26 protein-coding genes and 1 pseudogene are annotated in these 22,173 nt (G+C 65.8%); 8 read left to right on the forward strand and 19 right to left on the reverse strand.

Annotated elements, in window-relative coordinates; all coding sequences use genetic code 11:
* Positions 1-41: 41 nt before the first annotated feature.
* Positions 42-959, reverse strand: coding sequence for a LysR family transcriptional regulator (locus G6P99_RS42670; protein ID WP_029077553.1), 918 nt, complete (start codon positions 957-959; stop codon positions 42-44).
* Between the two features lie 204 nt (positions 960-1,163).
* On the opposite strand from G6P99_RS42670, the gene G6P99_RS42675 reads away from it, so the two are divergent.
* Entirely contained in the window at positions 1,164-2,477 is a 1,314-nt protein-coding gene (locus tag G6P99_RS42675; RefSeq protein ID WP_165126405.1) for an MFS transporter, read from the forward strand.
* A gap of 21 nt (positions 2,478-2,498) precedes the next feature.
* Positions 2,499-3,572, forward strand: a complete 1,074-nt coding sequence (locus G6P99_RS42680) for a tartrate dehydrogenase (protein ID WP_029077555.1) — start codon at positions 2,499-2,501, stop codon at positions 3,570-3,572.
* A 258-nt stretch (positions 3,573-3,830) separates the two neighbouring features.
* Here the strand turns inward: G6P99_RS42680 and G6P99_RS42685 are convergent, their stop codons facing one another.
* From G6P99_RS42685 to G6P99_RS42720, 8 genes are all read right to left on the reverse strand, one after another.
* Complete coding sequence (locus G6P99_RS42685; protein WP_029077556.1) at positions 3,831-4,595, reverse strand: serine O-acetyltransferase; 765 nt, start codon at positions 4,593-4,595, stop codon at positions 3,831-3,833.
* Between the two features lie 154 nt (positions 4,596-4,749).
* Positions 4,750-5,241 carry a DUF2852 domain-containing protein gene (locus G6P99_RS42690; protein ID WP_029077557.1) on the reverse strand — a complete coding sequence of 164 codons (492 nt, stop codon included), beginning with the start codon at positions 5,239-5,241 and terminating at the stop codon, positions 4,750-4,752.
* Between the two features lie 119 nt (positions 5,242-5,360).
* On the reverse strand, positions 5,361-6,077 hold the full coding sequence (locus tag G6P99_RS42695) for a TetR/AcrR family transcriptional regulator (RefSeq protein ID WP_029077558.1): 717 nt from the start codon (positions 6,075-6,077) through the stop codon (positions 5,361-5,363).
* 353 nt (positions 6,078-6,430) lie between these two features.
* Positions 6,431-6,796: a YciI family protein gene (locus G6P99_RS42700; protein ID WP_029077559.1), complete on the reverse strand. Its 366-nt coding sequence runs from the start codon at positions 6,794-6,796 to the stop codon at positions 6,431-6,433.
* Positions 6,797-6,877: 81 nt separating this feature from the next.
* On the reverse strand, positions 6,878-7,303 hold the full coding sequence (locus G6P99_RS42705) for a YciI family protein (protein WP_029077560.1): 426 nt from the start codon (positions 7,301-7,303) through the stop codon (positions 6,878-6,880).
* Positions 7,304-7,390: 87 nt separating this feature from the next.
* Positions 7,391-7,807: a YciI family protein gene (locus G6P99_RS42710; protein WP_029077561.1), complete on the reverse strand. Its 417-nt coding sequence runs from the start codon at positions 7,805-7,807 to the stop codon at positions 7,391-7,393.
* A gap of 124 nt (positions 7,808-7,931) precedes the next feature.
* Positions 7,932-8,303 carry a nuclear transport factor 2 family protein gene (locus tag G6P99_RS42715; RefSeq protein ID WP_029077562.1) on the reverse strand — a complete coding sequence of 124 codons (372 nt, stop codon included), beginning with the start codon at positions 8,301-8,303 and terminating at the stop codon, positions 7,932-7,934.
* 127 nt (positions 8,304-8,430) lie between these two features.
* On the reverse strand, positions 8,431-9,084 hold the full coding sequence (locus G6P99_RS42720) for a glutathione S-transferase family protein (protein WP_165126408.1): 654 nt from the start codon (positions 9,082-9,084) through the stop codon (positions 8,431-8,433).
* 509 nt (positions 9,085-9,593) lie between these two features.
* Here G6P99_RS42720 and G6P99_RS42725 point away from each other — a divergent pair.
* Entirely contained in the window at positions 9,594-11,264 is a 1,671-nt protein-coding gene (locus G6P99_RS42725; RefSeq protein ID WP_029077564.1) for a methyl-accepting chemotaxis protein, read from the forward strand.
* Between the two features lie 155 nt (positions 11,265-11,419).
* Positions 11,420-12,206: pseudogene (locus tag G6P99_RS42730) on the forward strand (SDR family NAD(P)-dependent oxidoreductase).
* 193 nt (positions 12,207-12,399) lie between these two features.
* Here G6P99_RS42730 and G6P99_RS42735 read toward each other — a convergent pair.
* On the reverse strand, positions 12,400-12,969 hold the full coding sequence (locus G6P99_RS42735; protein ID WP_165126411.1) for a histidine phosphatase family protein: 570 nt from the start codon (positions 12,967-12,969) through the stop codon (positions 12,400-12,402).
* Positions 12,970-12,976: 7 nt separating this feature from the next.
* Positions 12,977-13,744, reverse strand: a complete 768-nt coding sequence (gene cobS / locus G6P99_RS42740) for an adenosylcobinamide-GDP ribazoletransferase (RefSeq protein WP_245284481.1) — start codon at positions 13,742-13,744, stop codon at positions 12,977-12,979.
* Between the two features lie 154 nt (positions 13,745-13,898).
* On the opposite strand from cobS, the gene cobT reads away from it, so the two are divergent.
* The 3 genes from cobT to G6P99_RS42755 all read left to right on the forward strand — a co-directional run bounded on the left by cobT (position 13,899) and on the right by G6P99_RS42755 (position 15,915).
* Entirely contained in the window at positions 13,899-14,912 is a 1,014-nt protein-coding gene (gene cobT / locus G6P99_RS42745; protein ID WP_029077568.1) for a nicotinate-nucleotide--dimethylbenzimidazole phosphoribosyltransferase, read from the forward strand.
* A 175-nt stretch (positions 14,913-15,087) separates the two neighbouring features.
* On the forward strand, positions 15,088-15,378 hold the full coding sequence (locus G6P99_RS42750; protein WP_029077569.1) for a hypothetical protein: 291 nt from the start codon (positions 15,088-15,090) through the stop codon (positions 15,376-15,378).
* Positions 15,379-15,492: 114 nt separating this feature from the next.
* The gene (locus tag G6P99_RS42755) at positions 15,493-15,915 is read left to right on the forward strand and encodes a hypothetical protein (protein ID WP_035975870.1); all 423 of its coding nucleotides are present in this window, start codon (positions 15,493-15,495) and stop codon (positions 15,913-15,915) included.
* Positions 15,916-16,134: 219 nt separating this feature from the next.
* Here G6P99_RS42755 and G6P99_RS42760 read toward each other — a convergent pair whose 3' ends face one another.
* The 6 genes from G6P99_RS42760 to G6P99_RS42785 all read right to left on the reverse strand — a co-directional run bounded on the left by G6P99_RS42760 (position 16,135) and on the right by G6P99_RS42785 (position 20,013).
* Positions 16,135-16,545, reverse strand: coding sequence for a VOC family protein (locus G6P99_RS42760; RefSeq protein ID WP_029077570.1), 411 nt, complete (start codon positions 16,543-16,545; stop codon positions 16,135-16,137).
* An 80-nt stretch (positions 16,546-16,625) separates the two neighbouring features.
* Positions 16,626-17,162: an SRPBCC family protein gene (locus G6P99_RS42765; protein ID WP_029077571.1), complete on the reverse strand. Its 537-nt coding sequence runs from the start codon at positions 17,160-17,162 to the stop codon at positions 16,626-16,628.
* Positions 17,163-17,196: 34 nt separating this feature from the next.
* A complete protein-coding gene (locus tag G6P99_RS42770; protein ID WP_029077572.1) occupies positions 17,197-17,607 on the reverse strand; it encodes a DoxX family protein in 411 nt (136 codons plus the stop codon).
* A 288-nt stretch (positions 17,608-17,895) separates the two neighbouring features.
* A complete protein-coding gene (locus G6P99_RS42775; RefSeq protein WP_029077573.1) occupies positions 17,896-19,173 on the reverse strand; it encodes an RNA polymerase sigma factor in 1,278 nt (425 codons plus the stop codon).
* The gene (locus tag G6P99_RS42780) at positions 19,170-19,538 is read right to left on the reverse strand and encodes a YciI family protein (RefSeq protein WP_029077574.1); all 369 of its coding nucleotides are present in this window, start codon (positions 19,536-19,538) and stop codon (positions 19,170-19,172) included. The genes G6P99_RS42775 and G6P99_RS42780 overlap by 4 nt, the downstream gene beginning before the upstream one ends.
* A gap of 187 nt (positions 19,539-19,725) precedes the next feature.
* On the reverse strand, positions 19,726-20,013 hold the full coding sequence (locus G6P99_RS42785; RefSeq protein ID WP_029077575.1) for a hypothetical protein: 288 nt from the start codon (positions 20,011-20,013) through the stop codon (positions 19,726-19,728).
* Between the two features lie 88 nt (positions 20,014-20,101).
* Between G6P99_RS42785 and G6P99_RS42790 the strand changes: the two genes are divergently transcribed.
* A complete protein-coding gene (locus G6P99_RS42790) occupies positions 20,102-21,067 on the forward strand; it encodes a 2-hydroxyacid dehydrogenase (RefSeq protein WP_029077576.1) in 966 nt (321 codons plus the stop codon).
* A gap of 157 nt (positions 21,068-21,224) precedes the next feature.
* On the opposite strand, the gene G6P99_RS42795 is transcribed toward G6P99_RS42790, so the two are convergent.
* Positions 21,225-21,716, reverse strand: a complete 492-nt coding sequence (locus tag G6P99_RS42795; protein ID WP_165126414.1) for an SRPBCC domain-containing protein — start codon at positions 21,714-21,716, stop codon at positions 21,225-21,227.
* The gene (locus G6P99_RS42800) at positions 21,697-22,098 is read right to left on the reverse strand and encodes an ArsR/SmtB family transcription factor (RefSeq protein ID WP_029077578.1); all 402 of its coding nucleotides are present in this window, start codon (positions 22,096-22,098) and stop codon (positions 21,697-21,699) included. Before G6P99_RS42800 ends, G6P99_RS42795 begins: the two co-directional genes overlap by 20 nt.
* Between the last annotated feature and the right edge of the window lie 75 nt (positions 22,099-22,173).

The raw sequence follows: 22,173 nt of genomic DNA on the forward strand, positions 1-22,173 counted from the left end.
ACCCTTCGTATGATTTGACCGTAAACAGGTTCGTCCCCGCCTCACGCCTCTCTTGCGTAGCTCTTCAACCTTGCCTCGAGCACCGCCATCACCTGGTCGCGGACCGGGTCACGGGAGCCTTTCAGCCAAGCGGCGGCGAGTGGCAGGCGGCCGGCGGCACTGCCGCGCTTGAGTCTGAGGGGAACGAAACGCACGCCGGGGATCGCCATCCGCGCGGTCCAGCGCGGCACGATGGCAACGCCGAGCCGCGCCGCGACCATGTTGACGATGGTCTGCTTCTCGTCGGCGATCTCCTGGATGCGCGGCGTCAACCCGGCCTCGTCAAACAGTTTTGTCGTGAGATCGTGGCTGTGCGGCCGCGAGCGGCGCTCCGGCACGATCAAAGGCTGATCGGCGATGTCGGGCAGCACGATCTGCTTACGCCGCGCCAGCGCATGCTTGTGCGACAGCGCCACCACGGCGGTTTCCCGAAATAACGGAATGAACTCGATGCGGCGGTCGGGCCGCTCCGGCGGGCGCACAAAAGCGAGATCGAGCGCGCCCGACAGCAGCTTTGGCAAGAGACGGATGGTCTTCTCCTCGAGCAGCTGCACCGCGACATCGGGATGGGCGACGCGGAGGTCGCGCAGCAGCGGCGGCAACAGGCCGGCCGCGGCGCTGTCGATCGCACCGATCCGGAAGCGCCGCGCCTGTGGCTTGCGCAGCCGGCGGCGAAAGCCGTTCTCGATCGCTTCGGCGCGGCCGAGCAACTCGCGCCCCTCGCGCAGCAGCGTCGCGCCGTCCTCGGTCAACGACACCGCGCGCGTGGTGCGCGCGAACAGCCGCACCCCGAGATCTTCTTCCAGGAGCTTGATGTGGCGGCCGAGCGCCGACGGCATCATCTGCAGGCGCTGTGCGGCGCGGCCGAAATGCAGTTCCTCGGCAGCCGCGACGAAGCAGCGAAGCTGGTGCAGTTCCAAGATTTTCGTTCCCGGCTTTCTGTGATCGTCATGGCCGAGCTTGTCCCGGCCATGACGTGCCGAGGGCGCGTCGCTCGCGGCGATTATATCATTTTTTTGTATAAACCGGCGCGGATTGAAGCGGAAGGGCGCGAGCCTCTAGGGTTCCCGGTGGCGCGGCGAAATGCGCCGTCCCAACAAACAAGACGAACCCCGGGGAAGCCCATGGAAAGCGAGCTTGGCACTCGCGTGTTGCGCAAGATCTCACTGCGCATCGTGCCGTTCATCATGCTGCTGTACTTCGTGGCCTTCATCGACCGGGTCAATATCGGCTTCGCGTCGCTGACCATGAACAAGGACATCGGCCTGTCGCCGACCGTCTATGGCTTCGGCGCCGGTATCTTCTTCTGGGGCTACTTCCTGTTCGAGGTGCCCTCCAACATCATCCTGCACAAGATCGGTGCGCGGATCTGGATCGCGCGGGTGATGATCACCTGGGGCCTGGTCTCGGCGGCGATGGCGCTGGTGCAGGGCGCGACCAGCTTCTACGTGCTGCGCTTCCTGCTCGGCGCCGCGGAAGCCGGCTTCTTTCCCGGCATCATCCTCTATCTGTCCTACTGGTTCCCGGCCCGGCAGCGCGCCGCCGTCACCGCGCTGTTCATGGCCGCAGCCCCGCTGTCGACGGTGCTCGGCTCGCCGGTGTCCGGCGCGCTGCTGGAGATGGACGGCCTGTTCGGCTTCAAGGGCTGGCAATGGCTGTTCGTGCTGGAAGCCGTGCCCGCCGTGCTGCTCGGCTTCGTGGTGCTGGGCTTCCTGACCGACCGGCCGGAGCAGGCCAAATGGCTTGCCGACGACGAGCGCGCCTGGCTGGTCAAGACCATGAAGGCGGAGAACGACGGCAAGGCCGCGACCGCGAGCCACAGCATCTGGCGCGGCCTTGCGGACCCGCGCGTGCTGGCGCTGTCGCTGGTCTATTTCGGCACCTCGGCCGGGCTCTACACGCTTGGTGTGTGGGCGCCGCAGATCATCAAGGCGTTCGGCCTGTCGTCGCTGCAGGTCGGCTTCCTCAACGCGGTGCCGGCGACAATTGCCGTGATCGCGATGGTGCTGTGGGCACGGCATTCCGACCGCACCGGCGAGCGCACCTGGCACGTTGTGCTGGCCTGCCTGGTGGCATCAGCGGGACTCGCGCTGGCCGGACTTTGGACCGGCCTTGCCGCCGTGATCGCGGCGCTGACCTTGGTCAATATCGGCATCTCCTCGTCCAAGCCGCCACTGTGGAGCATGCCGACCATGTTCCTGTCGGGCTCGGCCGCCGCGGCCGGGATCGCCACCATCAACTCGATCGGCAATCTCGGTGGCTTCGTCGGGCCGGCGATGATCGGCTGGATCAAGGAGCGCACCGGCAGCTTCGAGGGCGGCCTCTATTTCGTCGCTGCCCTGCTGGTGCTCTCAGCCGTGCTCACGCTGCTGCTGTCGCGCGCGCAAGCCGCGCCAGTGCAGGCCGAACCGCAACCCAATCCCGTGCAAACCCGCTAACAACAGATCCGGAGACAACCCATGCGCACCCATTCCATCGCCGCCATCCCCGCCGACGGCATCGGCCCCGAAGTGATCTCCGCGGGTGTCCGCGTGCTCGAGGCGCTGGCAAAGCGCAGCGGCGACATCAGCTTCAACGTCAAGACCTTCGACTGGGGTTCGGACTATTACAAGAAGCACGGCGTGATGATGCCGGCCGACGGCCTCGCCGAGCTCAAGAAGTTCGACGCGATCTATTTCGGCGCGGTCGGCGCGCCCGATGTGCCGGACCACATCACGCTGTGGGGCTTGCGGCTGCCGATCTGCCAGGGCTTTGACCAATACGCCAATGTGCGGCCGACAAAGATCCTGCCCGGCGTCGCCTCGCCGCTGCGCAATGTCGGCGTCGGCGATCTCGACTGGGTGATCGTGCGCGAGAACTCCGAAGGCGAATATGCCGGGATGGGCGGCCGCGCGCACAAGGGCCTGCCGGAGGAGGTCGGCACCGAAGTCGCGGTATTCACCCGCGTCGGCGTGACGCGGATCATGCGCTATGCATTCCAGCTCGCGCAGTCGCGGCCGCGCAAATTCCTCACCGTGGTGACCAAGTCGAACGCGCAGCGCCACGGCATGGTGATGTGGGACGAGATCGCGGCCGAGGTGGCGCGGGAGTTCCCCGACGTCACCTGGGACAAGATGCTGGTCGACGCCATGACGGTGCGGATGACGCTGCATCCGAAGAGCCTCGACACGATTGTGGCAACCAATCTGCACGCCGATATCCTCTCGGATCTCGCAGGCGCACTGGCCGGCAGCCTCGGCGTCGCGCCGACCGGCAACATCGATCCGCAGCGCCGCTTCCCCTCGATGTTCGAGCCGATCCACGGCTCGGCCTTCGACATCACCGGCAAGGGCATCGCCAATCCAGTGGCGACCTTCTGGACCGGCGCGCAGATGCTGGAGCACCTCGGCGAAAAGGACGCCGCCGTGCGATTGATGGCGGCAGTCGAGAAGGTCTGCGCCGCCGGCGTGCTGACGCCCGACGTCGGCGGCACGGCGACGACCAAGGAAGTGACGGATGCGGTGATCGACGCGATCCATGGATCGAATGTGTGAGGCGCGGTCGCGCCGCTGCATCATTGAAGTAAGGTGAGCACGCTGCTCGGGCTCCCTCCCCCCTTGCGGGGGAGGGTTGGGGAGAGGGGCGCACTTGCTCCGCTCTCAGTTAGAAGCGGCGACACTTGCTGCGCAGGTTGATGGCGTCGTCGCTTCATCACTCGCATCACGCCCGGGGCCACCCCTCTCCCCGCCCTCTCCCGCAAGGGGAGAGGGAGCCTGAGAGGGTGCTCACCTTACGAGGTCCGTACGCTTACCTCACGAAAGCGTCTCCGCCTCCGCGCAGTTCGTCAGCCGCGCCGGCACGCCGACGGCGGTGCAGCCGGCGGGCACATCCGAGGTCACCAGCGCGCCGGCGCCGATCTTGGCGAAATCGCCGATCGTGAGATGTCCGATCACCGTTGCGCCGGCACTGAGCAGCACACCGCGGCCGATGGTCGGGGCGTGGCGCGGGTCGTCCTGATGGCGCGCGATGGTGACGTTCTGCAAAATCGTGACCTCGTCGCCGACAGAAGCCAGCGCGCCGATGATGATGCCGGTGCCGTGATCGAGGAACACCGCGGTTCCGATTTGGGCCGACGGGTGAATGCTGATCTGCAACTGGTCCGCAGCCGCACTCTGCATCAGCAGCGCGAGGTCGGGGCGATCTTCGCGCCACAGCCAGTTCGACACGCGCCAGGCCTGCAGCGCGGCGTAGCCCTTGAAGTTGAGAAGCGGCGGCAGGAAGCCTGAGATCGCCGGATCGCGGCGGACGATCGCCGTGAGATCAACTGCTGCGGCATCGACCAGCGCGGGCTCGGCCGCATACGCCTCGCGGGCCGCACGCGCAAACTGCGCACGATCGGCCTCGGCGCGGCCGATGCGCCGGCCGATCAGGAACGCGAGCGCGCCGCCGAGCTCGCCCTGATCGAGGATGAAGGCGGCCGACGCCTCGAGGAAGGGATCGGCGACGACGGCGGCTTCCGCTTCGCGCCGGATCGAACGCCAGAGATCGTCAGAACTCGCCGTCACATGCGTCGCCATGATCTTCGCCTCATCGTCCGGGCCGCCGACGATAGAGTGGGCGCGACCACCCCAAAATGCAAACCGCCCGCTTGCTCATCGCAAACGGGCGGCTCAGGGCCATCAGGTGTTATGGGGGCACATCGCCTGAAGGCTCAGCGCTTGCCTCGCGTGATCAGCTCTGCGGCGGCTGGTCGTTCGGCGGGGTCGGACGGGTCTTGTGTTGCGCCATGAAGGCGTCGAACTCTTCCTTGTCCTTGGCGTGGCGCAGGCGATCGAGGAAGTTCTTGAACTCGACCTGCTCCTCCTCGAGACGGCGCAGCGTGTCCGTGCGGTACTCGTCGAAGGCGCGGTTGCCGCTCGAGGGCGAACCGAAGCCGCCGAACGGGAAGCCGCGGCGCTCCATGCGGCTCTTCATCCGCTCCATCCTGTCCTGCATGCGCTCCATCTTGTTCTGCCAGCGATCCATGTCGTTGTGACTCCAACAGGCCATCTTTCTGCTCCCGAGTGTGAAAAAGAGAAGGGCGAGACCGATCGGCCACCAGATCATGAAACCAAGGATGATCCCGGCGATCTTCAGGGGATGCCACGGCGTCGCGTAGAAGTAGGGGCGGTAGGGTTCTTCGACGGGGCCGCGCCAGCGATTGACATCAGCGGTGTAGGCCATTTCCTTCTCCATGACGGCATCACGCCGTTGTGAATGTAAATAACATTTACATAGATAGCCGACCCCTTGGGAAAGTCAAGCAGCGCGAATGACGCACCCCTGGGATTATTTTTGAAATTTTATTTCGGCTTGCCCCAGGGACCCGCCTTGTCACCAGCGGGCATGTCGTCGGCGGGCGCCTCGGCACCCGGCCTGCGATCGGTGAGGAAGCCGAGGCCGCGCAGATAGATCAGCACTTCGGCTTCGAGCAGATCTTCCGGCGACATCGGCAGCTTGCGCCGCGCCGCATCGCCGCGGCCGAACAGCGAGGCGACGCCATGCGACATCGACCAGATGTGCAGCGCCATCATCATCGCCGGCGGGCGCGGCGTGGCGGGCGGCGCCAGCGCCGCGAGCCGCTCGGCGGCGGCGCGGATGATCGCAAACGCGCGTTCGCTCGCGGCCATCAGGGTCGGATTGGAATCGACCGGCAGGCCGGATTCGAACATCGCGGAGTAGAACGCAGGCTCCTCGCGAGCAAAGGCGAGATAGGCCTTGCCGACGCGCTCGAACGCCGAGACGGTGTCGGGACGGCCGTCGTCCCAGGCCTGCGTCAAGAGCGCCTCGAACTGCTCGAAGCCGCGCTGCGCGATGCTGGCGATCAGCTCGTCGCGGTCGCGGAAATGCCGGTACGGCGCGGCGGGGCTGACGCCGGCCATCCGCGCGGCGTCGGCGAAGGTGAAGCCGGCCGGCCCTTTCTTCGTGATCAGGTCGAGGGCTGCCTGCAGCAACGCCTCTTTGAGATTGCCGTGATGATAGCCGCGCTCGGCGCGGCCTTGGTCCTTGCGCCAGCTCATGTGAACGGCTTTTACATGAGCCGGCGGTAAAGGTCACTAGGCCACCGGTCCTGGCCGACCCAGGACCGGCGGCCTGGATTCTTGTTTCAACGCGTTCTCCGCGCGGAAAACGCTATGCGGCGGGGCGCGGGTTAATCAAGATTAACGGATAGGTGGCGCAGGCTCGCTGCTCTCGACCAGAGCAGCCCGGCTCAAGCCAATGGCTCCATCTTCCCCTTCCCCCTGAAAGGGGGAAGGTCGGGATGGGGGTCAGCCGCAGGCGACGAAGCATGTGGAGAGAGCAGATCCCCACCCGCTTTGCCCTGGCGAGCAAAGCGACCTCCCCTTTTCAAGGGGAGGTGAATGGTCCGGCCTCAGCGGCCCGGGATCGGCAGCACAGGCATTATCTCGACGGCCTCGCCCGGGAAGATCGCAAAATGCGGGTGGTTCTCGAACAGGTTTGCCGCCGCTTCGTGCGACGCCGCGCGCACCACGGTGAAGCCGGTCATCAGATTGGCGATGTCGGCGGTGCCGTCAGCGGCGACCTTCTTGGTCTTGCCGAGCGGTCCGCCCATCTCGACGATCACGTCGTGGTGCTTCTCGACCCAGGCTCCCCAGGCGGCCATGCCCTGCTGCTCCTTGGCACGCCGCTCGGCCTCCGGCATCGCGTTCCAGGCTGCCATCCGCGAACCGGTTTTGCCGCCGCCGAGATAGACGGCGAGGAAGGTGTTGGTGCTCATCTTGCGTCTCCGTTGTGGTGGTTGGTTGATCGTCAGTGCGTGTCGCGATGACGCTCTGAAGCGGCACCGCTTTCTTGGTGGTTAGCGCAGCGCCTTGCCCCAGCCGCCCTGCGGGTGCTCGAAGGTGGCGGCGGCCTGCTGCACCTCCTCGGAGAAGTCGGCCATCTCCTGCACCTGGCGGATCTCGATCATCTCGTTGGCGGACGCCGGGCACTTGCTGGCCCACTCGATCGCTTCAGTGCGCGAGGCGACATCGATCATCCAGAAGCCGCCGATCACTTCCTTGGCCTCGGTGAACGGACCGTCGGTCACGACGGGCAAGCCGCTGTCGAACCTGACCCGCGCGCCGGTCGCCGGCGGATGCAGGCCTTCCAGCGTGATCAGCACGCCGGCATCCTTGAGCGCCTGGTTGTATCGCATCATCGCGGCGACCCGTTCCGGGTCGAGCTCGAGCTTGGCCGGCGCGGACTCGTAGCCCTGCGGGATCATCAGCATCATGAAACGCATTGGTCGATCTTCCTTGCTTGTTGAATTACTCGCCTTCGTCATCTCGGGCATGCGCCGTCGGGCGCAAGCCCCGCAATAACGAAGACGTCACTTCTTTGCGGCCTGCGCGCGCAGCCGCTCTCCCCGCTCGCGCAGCTCGGGCGTCAGCGCCTCGCCAAAATCCTCCGCAGCAAACACCTGACGGATCTCGATCTCGGAGCCGCCGTCGAACGGCGCGCGCTTCATCCAGCCAATCGCTTCATCGAGCGATTTGGTCTCGATCAGCCAGAAGCCGCAGACGAGATCGCCGGTCGGGCTGAACGGTCCGTGGCTCACGGTGCTCTGCCCGCCGGCATATTTGACGCGGGCGCCCTTGTTGGTCGGATGCAGGCCCTCGCCGGCCTGCATCACGCCGGCCTTGACCATCTCCTCGTTGAACTTGCCCATCGCGGCGAGCAGCTCGGTGCTCGGCATCACGCCGGCCTCGGTATCCTTGTTCGCCTTCACGATCACCATGAACTTCATCGTCCTGCTCCGTTGTGTTGGACCGGCGGTTGCCGGTGCTCGTCAGAAGGACGACGCCGCTCTTGCCACGCCGACAGGTCGAACGAAATTATTTCGGAGGTCATTGCATCGCGCGCCACGGCCTTCAGCGCTCCTGCCTGACGAGTTCGCCGTCCTGATGCGACGGACCGAAATAGACGTCGATGCGCGACACCTTGTCGCCGTCGAACACGACAAACTCGGTGTTGCGAAAGCTCTTGCCGTCGCGGCCGACGCAGCGATAGGTGACGAAGGCCTCTGTGCCATCGACCATGATGCGCTCGATCTCGTGGCGGCCGATCCAGCCAGAGTCGCGCCAGCACTCGGCGAAATAGCGCGGCTTGTCGATGTTCTCGCCGTAGGGTGTCGAGAAGCGGAAATCCTCCGCAAATGCCGCTTCGACCGCCGCGCGGTCATTGGCGAGATAGGCGGCGAAGAGCCCGCGGATGATCTCCGCCCTGTTGCCAGCTGCAGCCATGTCGTCTCCACACAATTCGCCCGGGCCTCCGGAGCGCGCTCCAGAACCCGGGCCTCAGGGAGATGACGAACGGGGCGGCGCGAAAACGACATCGCGCCGCGATTTATTTTCAGGCCCGGCTGGGACTTCAGCCTTCCCTGGGGAACATGCCGAAATAGGGTTCGGCCTCCCCGAGGACGCACGCGAAGGACGGCCGCGCCTGCAGCCGCGCCAGATAGCCGGCCAGATGCGGATGGCCGTCGCCGAACGGCTCGACCTTGTTGCCGTAGAACAGCGCCGGCGCGGCGGCACAATCGGCCAGCGAGAAACGTTCGCCCATCATCCAGCCGCCATGCGCGAGTTGCTGCTCGAGAATGGCATAGGAGGTACGGAGCTGCGCCCGTGCCTCCGCGACGCCATGCGGGTCCTTGGTGTCCGCCGGCCGCAGCCGGTCGCCGACGATCCGCTGCATCGGCAGATGGACATAGAGATCGAGGAAGCGATCACGCAGCCGGGTCTGCAGCGCGAGCTCCTGATCTTCGGGGATCAAGGCGACGGCGCCGGGATAATGCCGGTCGAGATATTCGATGACGATGCTCGATTCCGGCACCGTCTCGCCCCGCGTCTCGTCGCGGAGCACGGGGAAACGGCCGATCGGCCACAGCGCGAGCAGCGCCGCGCGTTGCGCGGCATCGCCGAGATTGACCAAATTGGGCGTGAACGGTGCGCCGTTCTCGTAGAGCGCGACCAGCGCCTTCCAGCAGAACGAGGACAGCGGGTGGTAATGCAGGGTGAGCGACATCAGAACTCCATCATGAAACCAGTGCCCGGAGGACGAAGCGGAGAACGCGCTGCCGACATCCGGCACAGCAATTATTTTTCGCAGTCGCCGGGCATGGATATGAGCCTGGACATTGAGCATCAACGCGACGCGCATTCGTCGAGCACGCGAATCACGATGCTGGATTGTTTTGCGAAGCGGTCAGCAATATCAGCCTTCGTAATAGGTCTATCAGCGTTGCTGAAGTGCACGCGTTCCGATCATCCGCATCAGACGAAAGTTGTCATCGATTTTCGTCCGTAGGATTACGGTAAACATCGCATGCTGACTATGGATGCTAACGTGCACATCGGAAAATTTCTTCGCAAGTTGAAATAGATGCGCGCGCGACACAACGCGTTGTGCAGTCCGTGCCAGGCCCGCGCGACCATCAGGCTTTACCGATGCTAAACGGCTCGCTGCAACCTTTCCGTGAGTTGCCTCGATCCGCTTTTCCGCATCCCTTTCTTTTGAACCTTCACGGAGCCCTGATGTTCAGTTTCCGCAACAAGGCAACCATCGACAGTGCGCTGGCGCAAGCCGCTGCGATCGGCAAGTCGCAGGCGGTGATCGAGTTCAAGCTCGACGGCACCATCGTCACCGCAAACGAGAACTTCCTGAACGCGATGGGCTACACGCTCGACGAGATCAGGGACAAGCACCACAGCATGTTCGTCGAGCCGGCCTATCGCGACAGCCACGACTATCGCGCGTTCTGGGCGAGCCTCAACCGCGGCGAATTCCAGGCCGCGCAGTACAAGCGCGTCGCCAAGGGCGGCCGCGAGATCTGGATCCAGGCCTCCTACAACCCGATCCTGGACAAGAGCGGCAAGCCGGTCGGCGTCATCAAGTTCGCCACCGACATCACCACGCAGAAGATCCACAGCATGGAGGACGCCGGCAAGATCGCCGCGATCGGCCGCGCCCAGGCGGTGATCGAGTTCAATATGGATGGCACCATCGTCAATGCCAACGAGAACTTCCTCGGCGCGATGGGCTATTCGCTCGCCGAGATCCAGGGCAAGCATCACAGCATCTTCATGCCGCCGGCCGACCGCGACAGCGCGGCCTATCGCGATTTCTGGGCGCGGCTGAACCGCGGCGAGTTCGAGGCCGGCGAATTCAAGCGCATCGCCAAGGGCGCCAAGGAGATCTGGATCCTCGCCACCTACAACCCGATCCTTGACGACCGCGGCAAGCCGTTCAAGGTGGTCAAGTTCGCGACCGACGTCACCCAGCAGAAGCTGAAGGCCGCCGACAATGACGGCCAGATCGACGCGATCGGCAAGTCGCAGGCGGTGATCGAGTTCAACATGGACGGCACGATCCGCACCGCGAACCCGAACTTCCTCGGCGCGATGGGCTATTCGCTTGCCGAGATCCAGGGCAAGCATCACAGCATGTTCGTCGAGCCGGTCGAGGCGAGTTCGGCCGGCTATCGCGAGTTCTGGGGAGCGCTGAACCGCGGCGAGTTCCAGGCCGCCGAGTACAGGCGCATCGCCAAGGGCGGCCGCGAGATCTGGATCCAGGCTTCCTACAACCCGATCCTCGATCTCAACGGCAAGCCCTACAAGGTGGTGAAATACGCCACCGACATCACCGCGCAGGCGATCGGCCGCAAGAAGGCCGACAGCGCGCGCGGCCTGATCGAGGCGGTCGCCGCCGGCAGCGAGGAGATGAGCGCCTCGATCCGCGAGATCTCGGAAACCATGACCAAGTCGAAGCAGAACGCCGCGGTCGCCTCTGGCCGCGTCGAGGCTGCCGACGGCCAGGCGCAGAAGCTCAATGCCGCAGCTCAAGCGATGAGCGGCATCGTCGAGATGATCTCGAGCATTACCGGACAGATCAACCTGCTCGCGCTCAACGCCACGATCGAATCGGCGCGTGCGGGCGAAGCCGGCCGCGGCTTCGCGGTGGTCGCCTCCGAGGTGAAGAGCCTCGCCAACCAGGCCAAGCTGGCGACCGACACGATCTCCTCGGAAATCGACGCGCTGAACTCGATCGCCGCCGAGGTGGTGACCTCGCTGTCCGAGATCAAGGCCGCGATCGCCGGCGTCAACGAATACATCACCTCCACCGCCGCCGCGGTCGAGGAGCAGAGCATCGTGACGCAGGACATGTCGACCAACATGCAGCGCGCCTCCGCCGAGCTCGCAGCGTAAGCCACGGTGCGATCCTCGAAGGGTGCACGGCCCAGGCTGGTGGCCGTGCATCCTTCGAGACACGCCCCGAGTGACGAAGAATCCTCGTCGGGTTGACACGTCAGGGTAAAGGTCGCAGACGGTCGGGACATTGCCCGAACCGATGGACCACCCCGATGACTACAGCTTCCCCAAAAGTCGCACTCGTGACCGGCGCCGCGCGCGGCATCGGGCTTGCCGCAGCGAAACGTTTTCTCGCTGACGGCTGGCGCGTCGCGCTGCTCGACATCGAGGGTGAATTGCTGGGCGAGCGCCGTCGCGGCGTTGAAGCAGCCCAACAGCACGCTGGCGCTGACCTGCGACGTATCGGACGCTGACGGCGTGACCAAAGCGATGGCGGCGATCACCGGCCGTTTCGGCCGGCTCGACGCGCTGGTCAACAACGCCGGCATTGCCGTGTTCACGCCGGTGCTGGAGACCTCGGACGCCGACTGGAGCCGGATCATGGCGGTCAATCTCACCGGCCCGTTCCTGTGCACCAAGGCGGCTGCGCCCTTGATGCGCGAGCATGGCGGCGCGATCGTCAACATCACCTCGATCTCGGCGGTGCGCGCCTCGACGCTGCGCTCGGCCTACGGCACCAGCAAGGCGGGGCTTGCGCACCTCACCAAGCAGCTCGCGGTCGAGCTCGCCTCTCTTGGCATCCGCGTCAACGGCGTGGCGCCCGGGCCGGTCGAGACCGCGATGGCGAAGGCCGTGCACACGCCGGAGATCCGCGCCGACTATCACGACGCCATCCCGCTGAATCGTTACGGGCTGGAAGAGGAGCTGGCGGAAGCGATCTTCTTCCTGTGCTCGGAGCGCGCCAGCTACATCACCGGACAGATCCTCGCCGTCGACGGCGGCTTCGACGCCGCCGGCATCGGCCTGCCGACGCTGCGCGGCCGGCGGCGGAATGGGTAGCGCCTCCGCTTTCTCACCGTCACCCTGAGGAGGCTGCGCAGCAGCCGTCTCGAAGGGTCGACGGCCCCGCTCGTGACCGATTCATCCTTCGAGGCTCGCCCGGCGGCGCAAGCGCGCCGCAGGGCTCGCACCTTCAGCGACAAAGGCGAAGCCTTTGCGCGGGGATGACGGGACAGAAAGCCGCGCAGTTGGCCTAGCGGTCGTTCACTGCAACAACACGCCAAGCATTCTCAAGCCGGTCGATCCGCGTCAGGGACAGTGGATCGATCACGAACCGCAGCGCGAGCTCCGGCGCGAGATCGAGTGCGATCGCAAGCACCGCGCGGATGGTGCCGGAATGCACAACCAGCACGACATTGCCTTCCGGCAGGCGCGCGAGCCCTGCCCGCGCCCGCGCAATCTGGTCGGCGAAGCTTTCGCCGCCGGGCGGCCCGTTGGTGCCCGGCGATTGCCAGAACGCACGATAGGCTGCCGCGCCGAGCTCTCTCTCGATCTCGCAGTGGCGCCGGCCGGTCCAGTCGCCAAAATCCTGCTCGCGAAAGGCGTCGTCCTCGGCTGCCGCGAGACCGAGCCGCGCAGCGGTCTCGCGGGTGCGCCGCGCCGGGCTGCAAACGGCGAAGGCGCTAGCCGGCAGCCGCGCCTGCAACGCTGCGAAGGTCGCTGCATCGCCGAGATCCGCGGGCGCATCGGGCGCGTGGATCACACCGCGCGGACCGTCGACCGGCGCGTGGCGGATCAGCCAGAGATGCGTTTCGCCGTCCATCTTCGGCTTACTCCAGCCGGGCCGCGAGCAGCACCAGGATCGCGGTCTCAGCAACCTGCTCGGCGCCGCCGAGCACATCGCCGGTCTGGCCGCCGATCTGCCGCTTGGCCAAAAGCGCCATGATCAGCGCGCTCGCGCCGGCCGCGATCGCCGCCAGCAGCGCATTGCCAAAGGGCAAGGCAAGGAGTGCGATCAGAAGCGCGATGCCGGCCGCGACCGCCGCAATCGTGCCATCGGGCCGGCCTGCATTGGCCGCGAGCCCGTCCTTGCGCGCGTAAGGCAGGCTGATCGCGATCCATGGCAGCACGCCGCGGCCAAGCGCATGCGCGGCGATCAGGGTCTGCACCACAAGACCGTTCGGAATGGCCGCGAGCGCCGCAAGCTTGGCGGCAAAGCTCACCACCAGCGCCAGCGCGCCATAGGTGCCGAGCCGGCTGTCGCGCATGATCTCGAGCTTTGCGGCCGGATCGCGGCCGCCGCCAAAGCCGTCGGCGACGTCGGCGAGCCCGTCCTCATGCAGCGCACCGGTCAGCAGCGCACCGCCACCGAGCGCAAGCGCCGCGGCAGCGAGATCCGGCACACCGATCGCCCGCAGCAGCAGGCAGAACAGGCCGATCGCCGCCCCGATGCCGGCCCCGACCAGCGGAAACAGCCGCTGCGCCCGCGCAAAACTCTCCGGCCGCGCACCGTCCGGGTGCGGCATCGGTAGCCGGGTCAGAAAGGCGGTGGCGATCCTGAGATCGTCGAGCCACTCACGCATGGTCTTGGTATTCAAAGTCCTGGCCTTCAAATTGCTCCAAACCGCGATGAGATCAGGCCGGATCGTCATCCCGTTTCAGCGTCCAGTTTGAGCATAATCTTCCCGGAAAACCGCTTCACAGCGTTCCGGATCATGCTTTAGTTTGCGGCCCGCTCGACGAGGGAATCGCATGCAGTTCAGTACTCTAGACGACATCCGCAGCTTTTGTCGCGACCTGCCCGCAGGCGACGAGGCGAGCGCTGCGGCGGCTACCCTGCGCCAGCAGAATCTGACCAAGCCGCCGGGAAGCCTCGGCCGGCTGGAAGAGGTCGCGATCTGGCTGGCGCGCTGGCAGCGGCGCGAGATCCCCCGGCTCGACCAGGTCACCATTGCCGTGTTCGCCGGCAATCACGGCATCGCCGAGCGCGGCGTTTCGGCCTTTCCCTCTGAAGTAACCGCGCAGATGGTAGCGAATTTCGCCGCGGGAGGCGCGGCGATCAACCAGATCGCAAAACTTGCCGGCGCCGCGCTGCGCGTCGAGCCGCTCGAGCTTAAGCGCCCGACCCGCGATTTCACCATGGCGCCGGCGATGGATGGCGCCGATTTCCTGGTCGCGCTCGACACCGGCTGGCGCACGGTGCCCGAGCAATGCGACCTCCTGGTGGTCGGCGAGATGGGCATCGCCAACACCACCGTGGCCGCGACGCTGTGCGCGGCATTGATGGGCGGGCGCGGCGCGCGCTGGGCCGGCCGCGGCACCGGCGTCGACGATGCCGGCCTGCTGCGCAAGCGCACGGTGATCGACACCGCGCTGAAACTGCATCGCAACCTCCTCGACGATCCCTTGGCTGTCGCAGTCGCGCTCGGCGGGCGCGAGCTCGCAGCGATCGCAGGCGCCGTGCTGGCGGCACGGGCAAGATCGATCCCGGTGCTGCTCGACGGCTTCGTCGCGACATCGGCGGTGCTGCCGCTGGCGCGGCTTGCGCCCGACAGCCTCGCGCATTGCCGCGCCGGGCATGTGTCGGCCGAACTCGGCCACCGCGAATTGCTGCGCGAGCTCGCGCTCGCTCCCCTGCTCGATCTCGAGATGCGGCTCGGCGAGGCCTCCGGCGCGGGCGTGGCGATCCTGCTGCTGCGCGCCGCACTCGCCTGTCACGGCGGCATGGCGACCTTTGCCGAGGCCGGCGTTTCCGGCGCGGACTGAAGCCGGGGGATAGCGGCACAGTTCCTTCAAAAAGCCGGTGCATACCGCTGATGCGGGGCACAATCTTCGCGTGCGCAGCATGACCACTGTGCGCGGAAGGCCTAACCTGCGTGCCGGCGGGCGCCGGCCGGCGCCTCGGGCCATGCTGAAACCAGAATCCGGGGAGAATCACGTCATGTCGGGTGTTCTCATCAATCTGATCATTCAAATCATCAGCGGAGCCGTCGGCGGCAATGTCGCGGCGGGAGCGGCCAAGAACATCGATCTCGGCACGCTCGGCAACACCATCGCCGGCGCCATCGGCGGCGGCGCCGGCGGACAGCTGCTGGGCATGCTGATCCCGCTGCTCGCCAATTCAGGCGCGGCGCCTGACATCGGCAGCATCATCGGACAGGTCGCCGGCGGCGGCGTTGCCGGCGCGGTGCTCACTGCGATCGTGGGCGTGCTCAAGAACCGGGCAGCCTGAATCGACTGCCGTCGCGGAGCGGGCATCGGTCTTGACGATGCCCCATTCCGGCGCGAGCCTTGAGCTATCCGATGCGGCGGAACCTTGATCGCATCGGCGGCAGGGATCGCGTTCATGAAGGCACTTGTCGCGGCGGCAGCTCTCTGCGCAACGGTTTCCTGCGCACAAGCCGACGTTCGCATCCTTGCCAGCCCCGGCGGGCAGGTCGGCCCATTCATCGAACTGTTCGACAAGGTGCGCGAGTCCGGCGAGCGCGTGGTGATCGACGGGCCGTGCCTGTCGGCGTGCACGCTGGTGCTCTCGATGGTGCCGGGCGACCGCATCTGCGTGACGCGCCGCGCGGTGCTCGGCTTTCATGCCGCGCGCTCGATCGACCAGCGCGGCCGGACCTATGCGGAGCCGGAAGCCTCCGTCGCAGTCCTGGAAGCCTATCCGGCGCCGGTGCGCAGCTGGATCGTGCGCCGCGGCGGCCTGACCTCACGCCTGCTGCTGCTGCGCGGCCGCGAGCTCGCGGCGATCTATCCGCGGTGCAGGTGAGAATCTGTAGCTTGCAGAGTGGGCAAAGGCACGTCTGCGTCATGCCCACTCCGCGAACCCAAACCCGTCATCCTGAGGTGCGAGCCCTTGCGAGCCTCGAAGGATGCACGGCCACCAGCCGGGCCGTCGATCCTTCGAGGGCCGCTGAAGAAGCGGCCACCTCCAGCGACAACGGCGAAGCCGTTGCGCGGGGATGACGGTCCAACCACGTCGTGTACGTTACATCTGCTGCGGGCAGTTCACCATCCAGGGGATGCCGAACTGATCGACGCACATGCCAAAACCGTTGGAGAAGAAGGTCTTGCCGAACGGCAGGGTGACCGTGCCGCCTTCGGACAGCGCCTTGAAGCGGCGTTCGCCCTCGGCAGGATCATCGACCTGAAGCGCGACGTGGAAGCCCTGCGGCTTCTGGAAGTGGCCGGGCGGGGCGTCGGAGGCCATGATGATCTCGCCGTCGATCGTGAGGCGGGCGTGCATGATCTTGTCCTTCCAGCCGGGCGGCGTCTGCATCTCCGCATTGCCCTCGCCGTAAGGGAAGGTCTCCTCGATCCGCGCGCCGAGAACCGTCTGGTAGAATTTCAGCGCGGCGTCGCAATTGCCGTCGTAGGAAAGATAGGGGTTGACCTGCATGACATGCTCCCTGTGATAGATTCTCGTTTTGACGCGTTTTCTTCACGCAAACCGGTAACCGCTTCGTTCGAAAACGCTCTCTATTTTTCCGTCAGCTTCTTCAGATTGGCGAGACCGATCTCGAAATCCCTGCCGATCATGCGATCCAGGTTCATGAACACCTGCATCACCTTCGACATGAAGACGGCCGGACCATACATGGTCCATGTGACGCTGGTCGCATCTCCCTGCGGCAGCATTGTGAACTCGGCGGTGTTGTGGCCCTCGAACGGCTTGATGAAGTCGAGCTTGATGACGATCTTCGACGCCGCGGAGGACTGCAGGATCTCCATCCGGCCGGCGCCGACATTCTTGTTACCATCCCAGGCATAGACGGCACCCTGCCCGCGCTCGGCGCCGCTATAGATGCGCTTCATGTCCGGATCCCGGTTCTCGTAGGGCGACCACACCGTCCACTGATGGAAATCGTTGATCAGCGGAAACACCCGCTCCGCCGGCGCGTCGATACTGATCGCACGCGTCACCCGAAGCGTGCCCGGCTTGGTCACCACGAGGATCAGGATGACGGCAATCGCGAGCGCGAGGATGATAGCGATGATGGCAATGGTCTCGAACATGACAGTCTCCAGGTGGATAAATTAAAACGATAGCTCAGCGGCGAAACGGAAGCATTGCGCGCAGATTGCCGTCGCGCAGATAGAGCCCGCCCCACACCATCAGGCCGAGATAGAGCCCGAACAGCGTGTGGGTGAACAGCGGACTATCGATCCGCACATGGGAGGCGATGGCGCCGCCGAGGTAGCCGGTGAGCAGGATGGCGCCGAGGATCGAGGTCGGCGGCACCGAATACAGCAGCGTGCAGACGATGGTGATGATGCCGAGGCTGCGCGCCAGCGTATCGCTCGCGCCGTAACCCATCTTGTCCATAGTCTCGGTAACGACCGACAGCGGCACCAGCTTGATCGCGCCGTCGAACAGCAGGAACAGGACGACCACGCCGCTCATAACGCGGCCGGTGATGCGGGCGGGCTTTGAGATTTCGGCGTCGACGATCGTCGGCATGGCTTGCTCCCCAAGGTGTGGTGATGCTCTGCCTTCATGACGAACGGAGTGATGCGCGGCCGACAGGGGCGGTGAAGATTTTTCTGGGAGAGCGCGATGAGATGCGGTCATATCGCGACCGCGGCGGGACTGCGCCTCCCTCTCCCGCTTGCGGGGGAGGGCTGGAGTGGGGGTCTCACCACGAGTCCTATTGTGGTGAGAGCCCCCACCCGTATCGCATCTACGATGCGATACGACCTCCCCCGCAAGCGGGAGAGGTGCAGCGTGCGTGCGGCGATGTGGATGAAACTACTTCGCCTTCACATTGCGCGGCTTGCTGTCGCGCATCAGGCGGTCGATGTGCATGCGGATGTGGGCGGCTTCGGCGGTGGTGTTGGCGAGCGCGATGGCGCGGTCGAAGGCGACGTGCGCTTCGTCGTTGCGGCCGAGCTGCATTAGGAAGGCGCCACGCACGCCGAAATAATGGAAGTAGTTGGACAGCCGCGGCGCCAGCGGCTCGATCATCTCGAGCGCGGCCTCCGGCCCCTTCACCTTGGAGACCGCAACCGCGCGATTGAGCGTGATCACCGGCGACGGCTGCATGACCTCGAGCGCGCCGTACAGCAGATCGATCTGGGTCCAGTCGGTATCCTCGGGCTTTTCGGCGCGGGCGTGCAGCGCTGCGATCGCCGCCTGCACCTGGTAGGGCCCGCTGCGGCGGTGGCGCATCGCCTTGTCGATCAAGGCGAGGCCCTCGGCGATCAGCTTCTGGTTCCACAGGCTGCGGTCCTGGTCGTCGAGCAGGATCACCTGGCCGTCGGCGTCGAAGCGCGCGGCGGCACGGGCATGCTGCAGCAACAATAGCGCCGTCAGCCCCATGATCTCCGGCTCGCTCTGGAACAGCCGCAGCAGCAGGCGGGCCAGCCGGATCGCCTCCTCGCACAGCGGCGAGCGGATTTCGGCGGTGTCGCCGCTCGCCGAATAGCCCTCGTTGAAGATCAAATAGACCATCGCCGCAACCGAGACCAGCCGCTCGCTGCGCTCGACCGCACCCGGCGTTTCGAACGGCACGTTGGCATCGGCGACGCGCGTCTTGGCCCGCGTGATGCGCTGCTCCATCGCGGCTTCCGAGACCAGGAAGGCGCGCGCGATCTGCTTCACCGACAGGCCGGAGACGATGCGCAGCGCCAGCGCGATCTGCTGCGTCGCCGGCAGATCCTTGTGACAGCAGATGAACAGCAGCCGCAAAATGTCGTCGCGGTAATGCGAGCCGTCGAGCCGCTCGGCGATCTCGTCCTCGGTGTCATCAAGGTCGGAGATCGCCTGGTCGTCGTCGGGCAGCGGCTCCTGCTTTTTGCTGCGCCTGATATCGTCGATCGCGACGTTACGGCCAACCATGATCAGCCACGCCGCGGGATCGCGCGGCGGGCCGTTCTGCGGCCAGCTCTTCAGCGCCCGCAGGCAGGCGTTCTGAAAGGCCTCCTCGGCGGTATCGAGATTGCGGAAGTAGCGCAGCAGTGCGCCAACCGCCTGGGGACGCGCCGACGTCAGCGCGGCATCGATCCAGGCGGCGTCGGTCATGCTCACGCTTTTGGACTCCCCTGATTGAAGTAGCCGACCGGGCGGATCTCATAGGTGCCGCCCGGATTGGCCTCGCCAAGGTCGCGTGCGATGTCGAGCACCTCGTCGAGGTTCTTGCCCTCGACCAAATAGAAGCCCAGCAGCTGTTCCTTGGTTTCGGCGAACGGGCCGTCCAGCACGACCGGCGGGTTTTCCTTGCGCAGCGTGGTCGCGGCGGTGGTCGGCAGCAGCCGGGCCACTGGGCCGAGCCGGCCCTGCTTGGCGAGCTTGTCCTGCACCACGGACAGTTTCTGCATGACCGAGGCGTCGTGCTCCTTGCTCCAGGAACCGACCATGTCTTCGTCATGATAGCAGAGGATGGCGTACAGCATCGAAAAGGCATCTCCGTTCATTGCAAGAACGAACGATTATGCCCGCTGCCGACAGGGGGAGCGAAAGAAATTTAGGTTCCGGATATCGGCGATGGATTTCGCCGAAGCTGCATGGCGAGCCGCGACCGACCAAAGCCGAGGCACGGCGATGGCGCGTGAGGTCACCACCGTGACGATCATGCTGCGATTACCAGGTGACGCCGTAGCGGGCAGCGATCCGGCGCGCCTTGGCTTCGTCGCTCTCGCGGCGGCGGGCATGGCTCTTGTTCACAGGCCGGGACGCCTGCTGCCGGGGGGCCTCGGCCGACTGGGCCTGCGACGGCGCCGGCTGGGAGTCGGCCTGAGATGCAGCAGCGGCCGGTCGCGCCTGGGCGGGCGCATCCGCGGCGGCGAGCACGAGGCCGCGGCTCTGACCGGCATGGGCAGTGGTGAGCGAGGCCAGGATGAAAGCCGGGATCAGGATCAGTTTGCGCATGGAAGTTCTCCCCTGTTGGTGGCAGGAGACTGGGGGCGGGCCGGACCCGCTCTGTGATGCATATCACAATGACGTTGGAGGTATCTGGATGGGTAATGGCGTACTCGCGCTGCTGATCAATGGCGGCTCGGAAAACTGGTCGTCGGCGCGCTGGAAGGCGCGGTTCGACACCGTCTGCCCGGACCGCCGCGTGGTGCTACTGCCGGACGGCACGCTCGATGCGGCCGAGGTGCACTATGCCGCGGTATGGAAGCCGAAGCCGGGCGAGCTTGCCGCGTTCAAGAATCTGCGCGTGATTTTCAATCTCGGCGCCGGGGTCGATGCGCTGATGGCCGACCGCTCGCTGCCCGAGGTGCCGCTGGTGCGGGTCGCGGTCGGCGATCTCACCGACCGCATGACCGAATATGTCGTGCTGCATGTGCTGATGCATCACCGCCAGGAGCTTTACTTGCGGGAGTCACAGCGGCTGAAGCGCTGGGCGCCGAAATATCAATGGGCGGCGGGCGCGATCACCGTCGGCATCATGGGGCTTGGCACGCTCGGCGCCGCCGCGGCGCATGCGCTGCGCGCGCTCGGCTTCCGCGTCGTTGGCTGGAGCCGCAGCGAGAAGCGGATCGACGGCATCGCCTGCCACCACGGCACTGAGGGGCTGGATGCGTTCCTGCGCGAGACCAACATCCTGGTCTGCCTGCTGCCGCTGACGCCGGACACAAGGCACGTGCTGGACCGCGACGTGTTCGCGAAGCTCAATCGTAGCAGCCCGCTCGGTGCGCCCGTCATCATCAATGCCGGCCGCGGCGGCTTGCAGAACGAAACGGACATTTTGCGCGCGCTCGACGACGGTACGCTGGGCGCCGCCTCGCTCGACGTCTACGAGAGCGAGCCGCTGCCCGAGGCGAGCCCGATCTGGAGCCATCCCAAGGTGGTGCTGACGCCGCACAACGCCGCCGACACCGACGCCGACGAGATCTCGAAATACGTCGCGCAGCAGATCGCGCGCTTCGAGGCCGGCGGCGCGCTGGAGAACCTGGTCGATCGGACGCGGGGATATTGAGACATCGTCGTCCCGGGCAAGCGAAGCGCGACCCGGGACCCATAACCACAGGCGTTCGTGATCAAGAAAGCTGTGGCCCCCCAGCTTACCATAACAACGACAAACCGTGGTTATGGGTCCCGGCTTTCGCCGGGACGACAGGTGGTGAGGGCGCTCGTCAGCCCATCCCCGCGACAATCTCGGCGAGCCGGTCGTAGGCGGGCTCGACGCCCTTCTCGAGGCCGGAATTGAGATGGCCGTCGCGCGCCTCCTTGGTGGGATGGCGGATGGTGGTGGTCAGCGTGGTCGTGCCGGCCTCCTCGACGAAGGTCGAGGTGACCAGATATTCGTCGCTGGTGAAGCCCGGCATCGAGAAGGTCTCGCCGAAGGCGATGCGATCCGGGCGCGCGACCTCGCGGAAGGTGCCGGTGAGGACGTGCTCGATACCGTCAGACGAACGGAACACGTAGCGATAGCGGCCGCCGACGCGCAGGTCGACCTCGCAAACCGGCATCGCCATCTCCTCGCAGCCGAGCCAGCGAACCAGATATTCCGGCTTCGTCATCGCATCGAACACCAGGTGCCGCGGCGCGTCGAACTGGCGCGTCATGGCGAACTCGACATCCGACGGGGTGGTGATCCTCAGCGTCTTATCCACGCGTGCGTCCACGTTGCTTCTCCTTTACTCTGACTTTACGGGTGCTGCGCGGCGGGGCCTTGGTGGCCTCCTCCGCCTTCATCTCCTCGAGCAGGCCGTCGAGGCGGTTGAAGCTCTCGTCCCAGAAGCGGCGGAAATTTCCGAGCCAGAAATCGACCTTCTTGAACTGGTCGGGCGCGATGCGGCACGGCCGCCACTGCGCCTCGCGCCCGCGCGCGATCAACCCGGCATGCTCGAGCACCTTCAGGTGCTTGGAGATCGCCGGCAGGCTCATGTCGAACGGCTTTGCCAGTTCCATCACCGAGGTCTCGCCGAGCGCGAGCCGCGCCAGGATCGCGCGCCGGGTTGGATCGGCCAGCGCCGCGAAGGTCGAACTGAGGGGGTCGGGCGGCATCTACTTAGCTCATCGGTTAAATAACCTTTGGGTTAAGTACGACCAAACAGCGCCCGCGTCAACGGCGGATTTTCC

The sequence above is a fragment of the Bradyrhizobium sp. 6(2017) genome (assembly GCF_011058295.2).
Classification (GTDB): domain Bacteria; phylum Pseudomonadota; class Alphaproteobacteria; order Rhizobiales; family Xanthobacteraceae; genus Bradyrhizobium; species Bradyrhizobium septentrionale.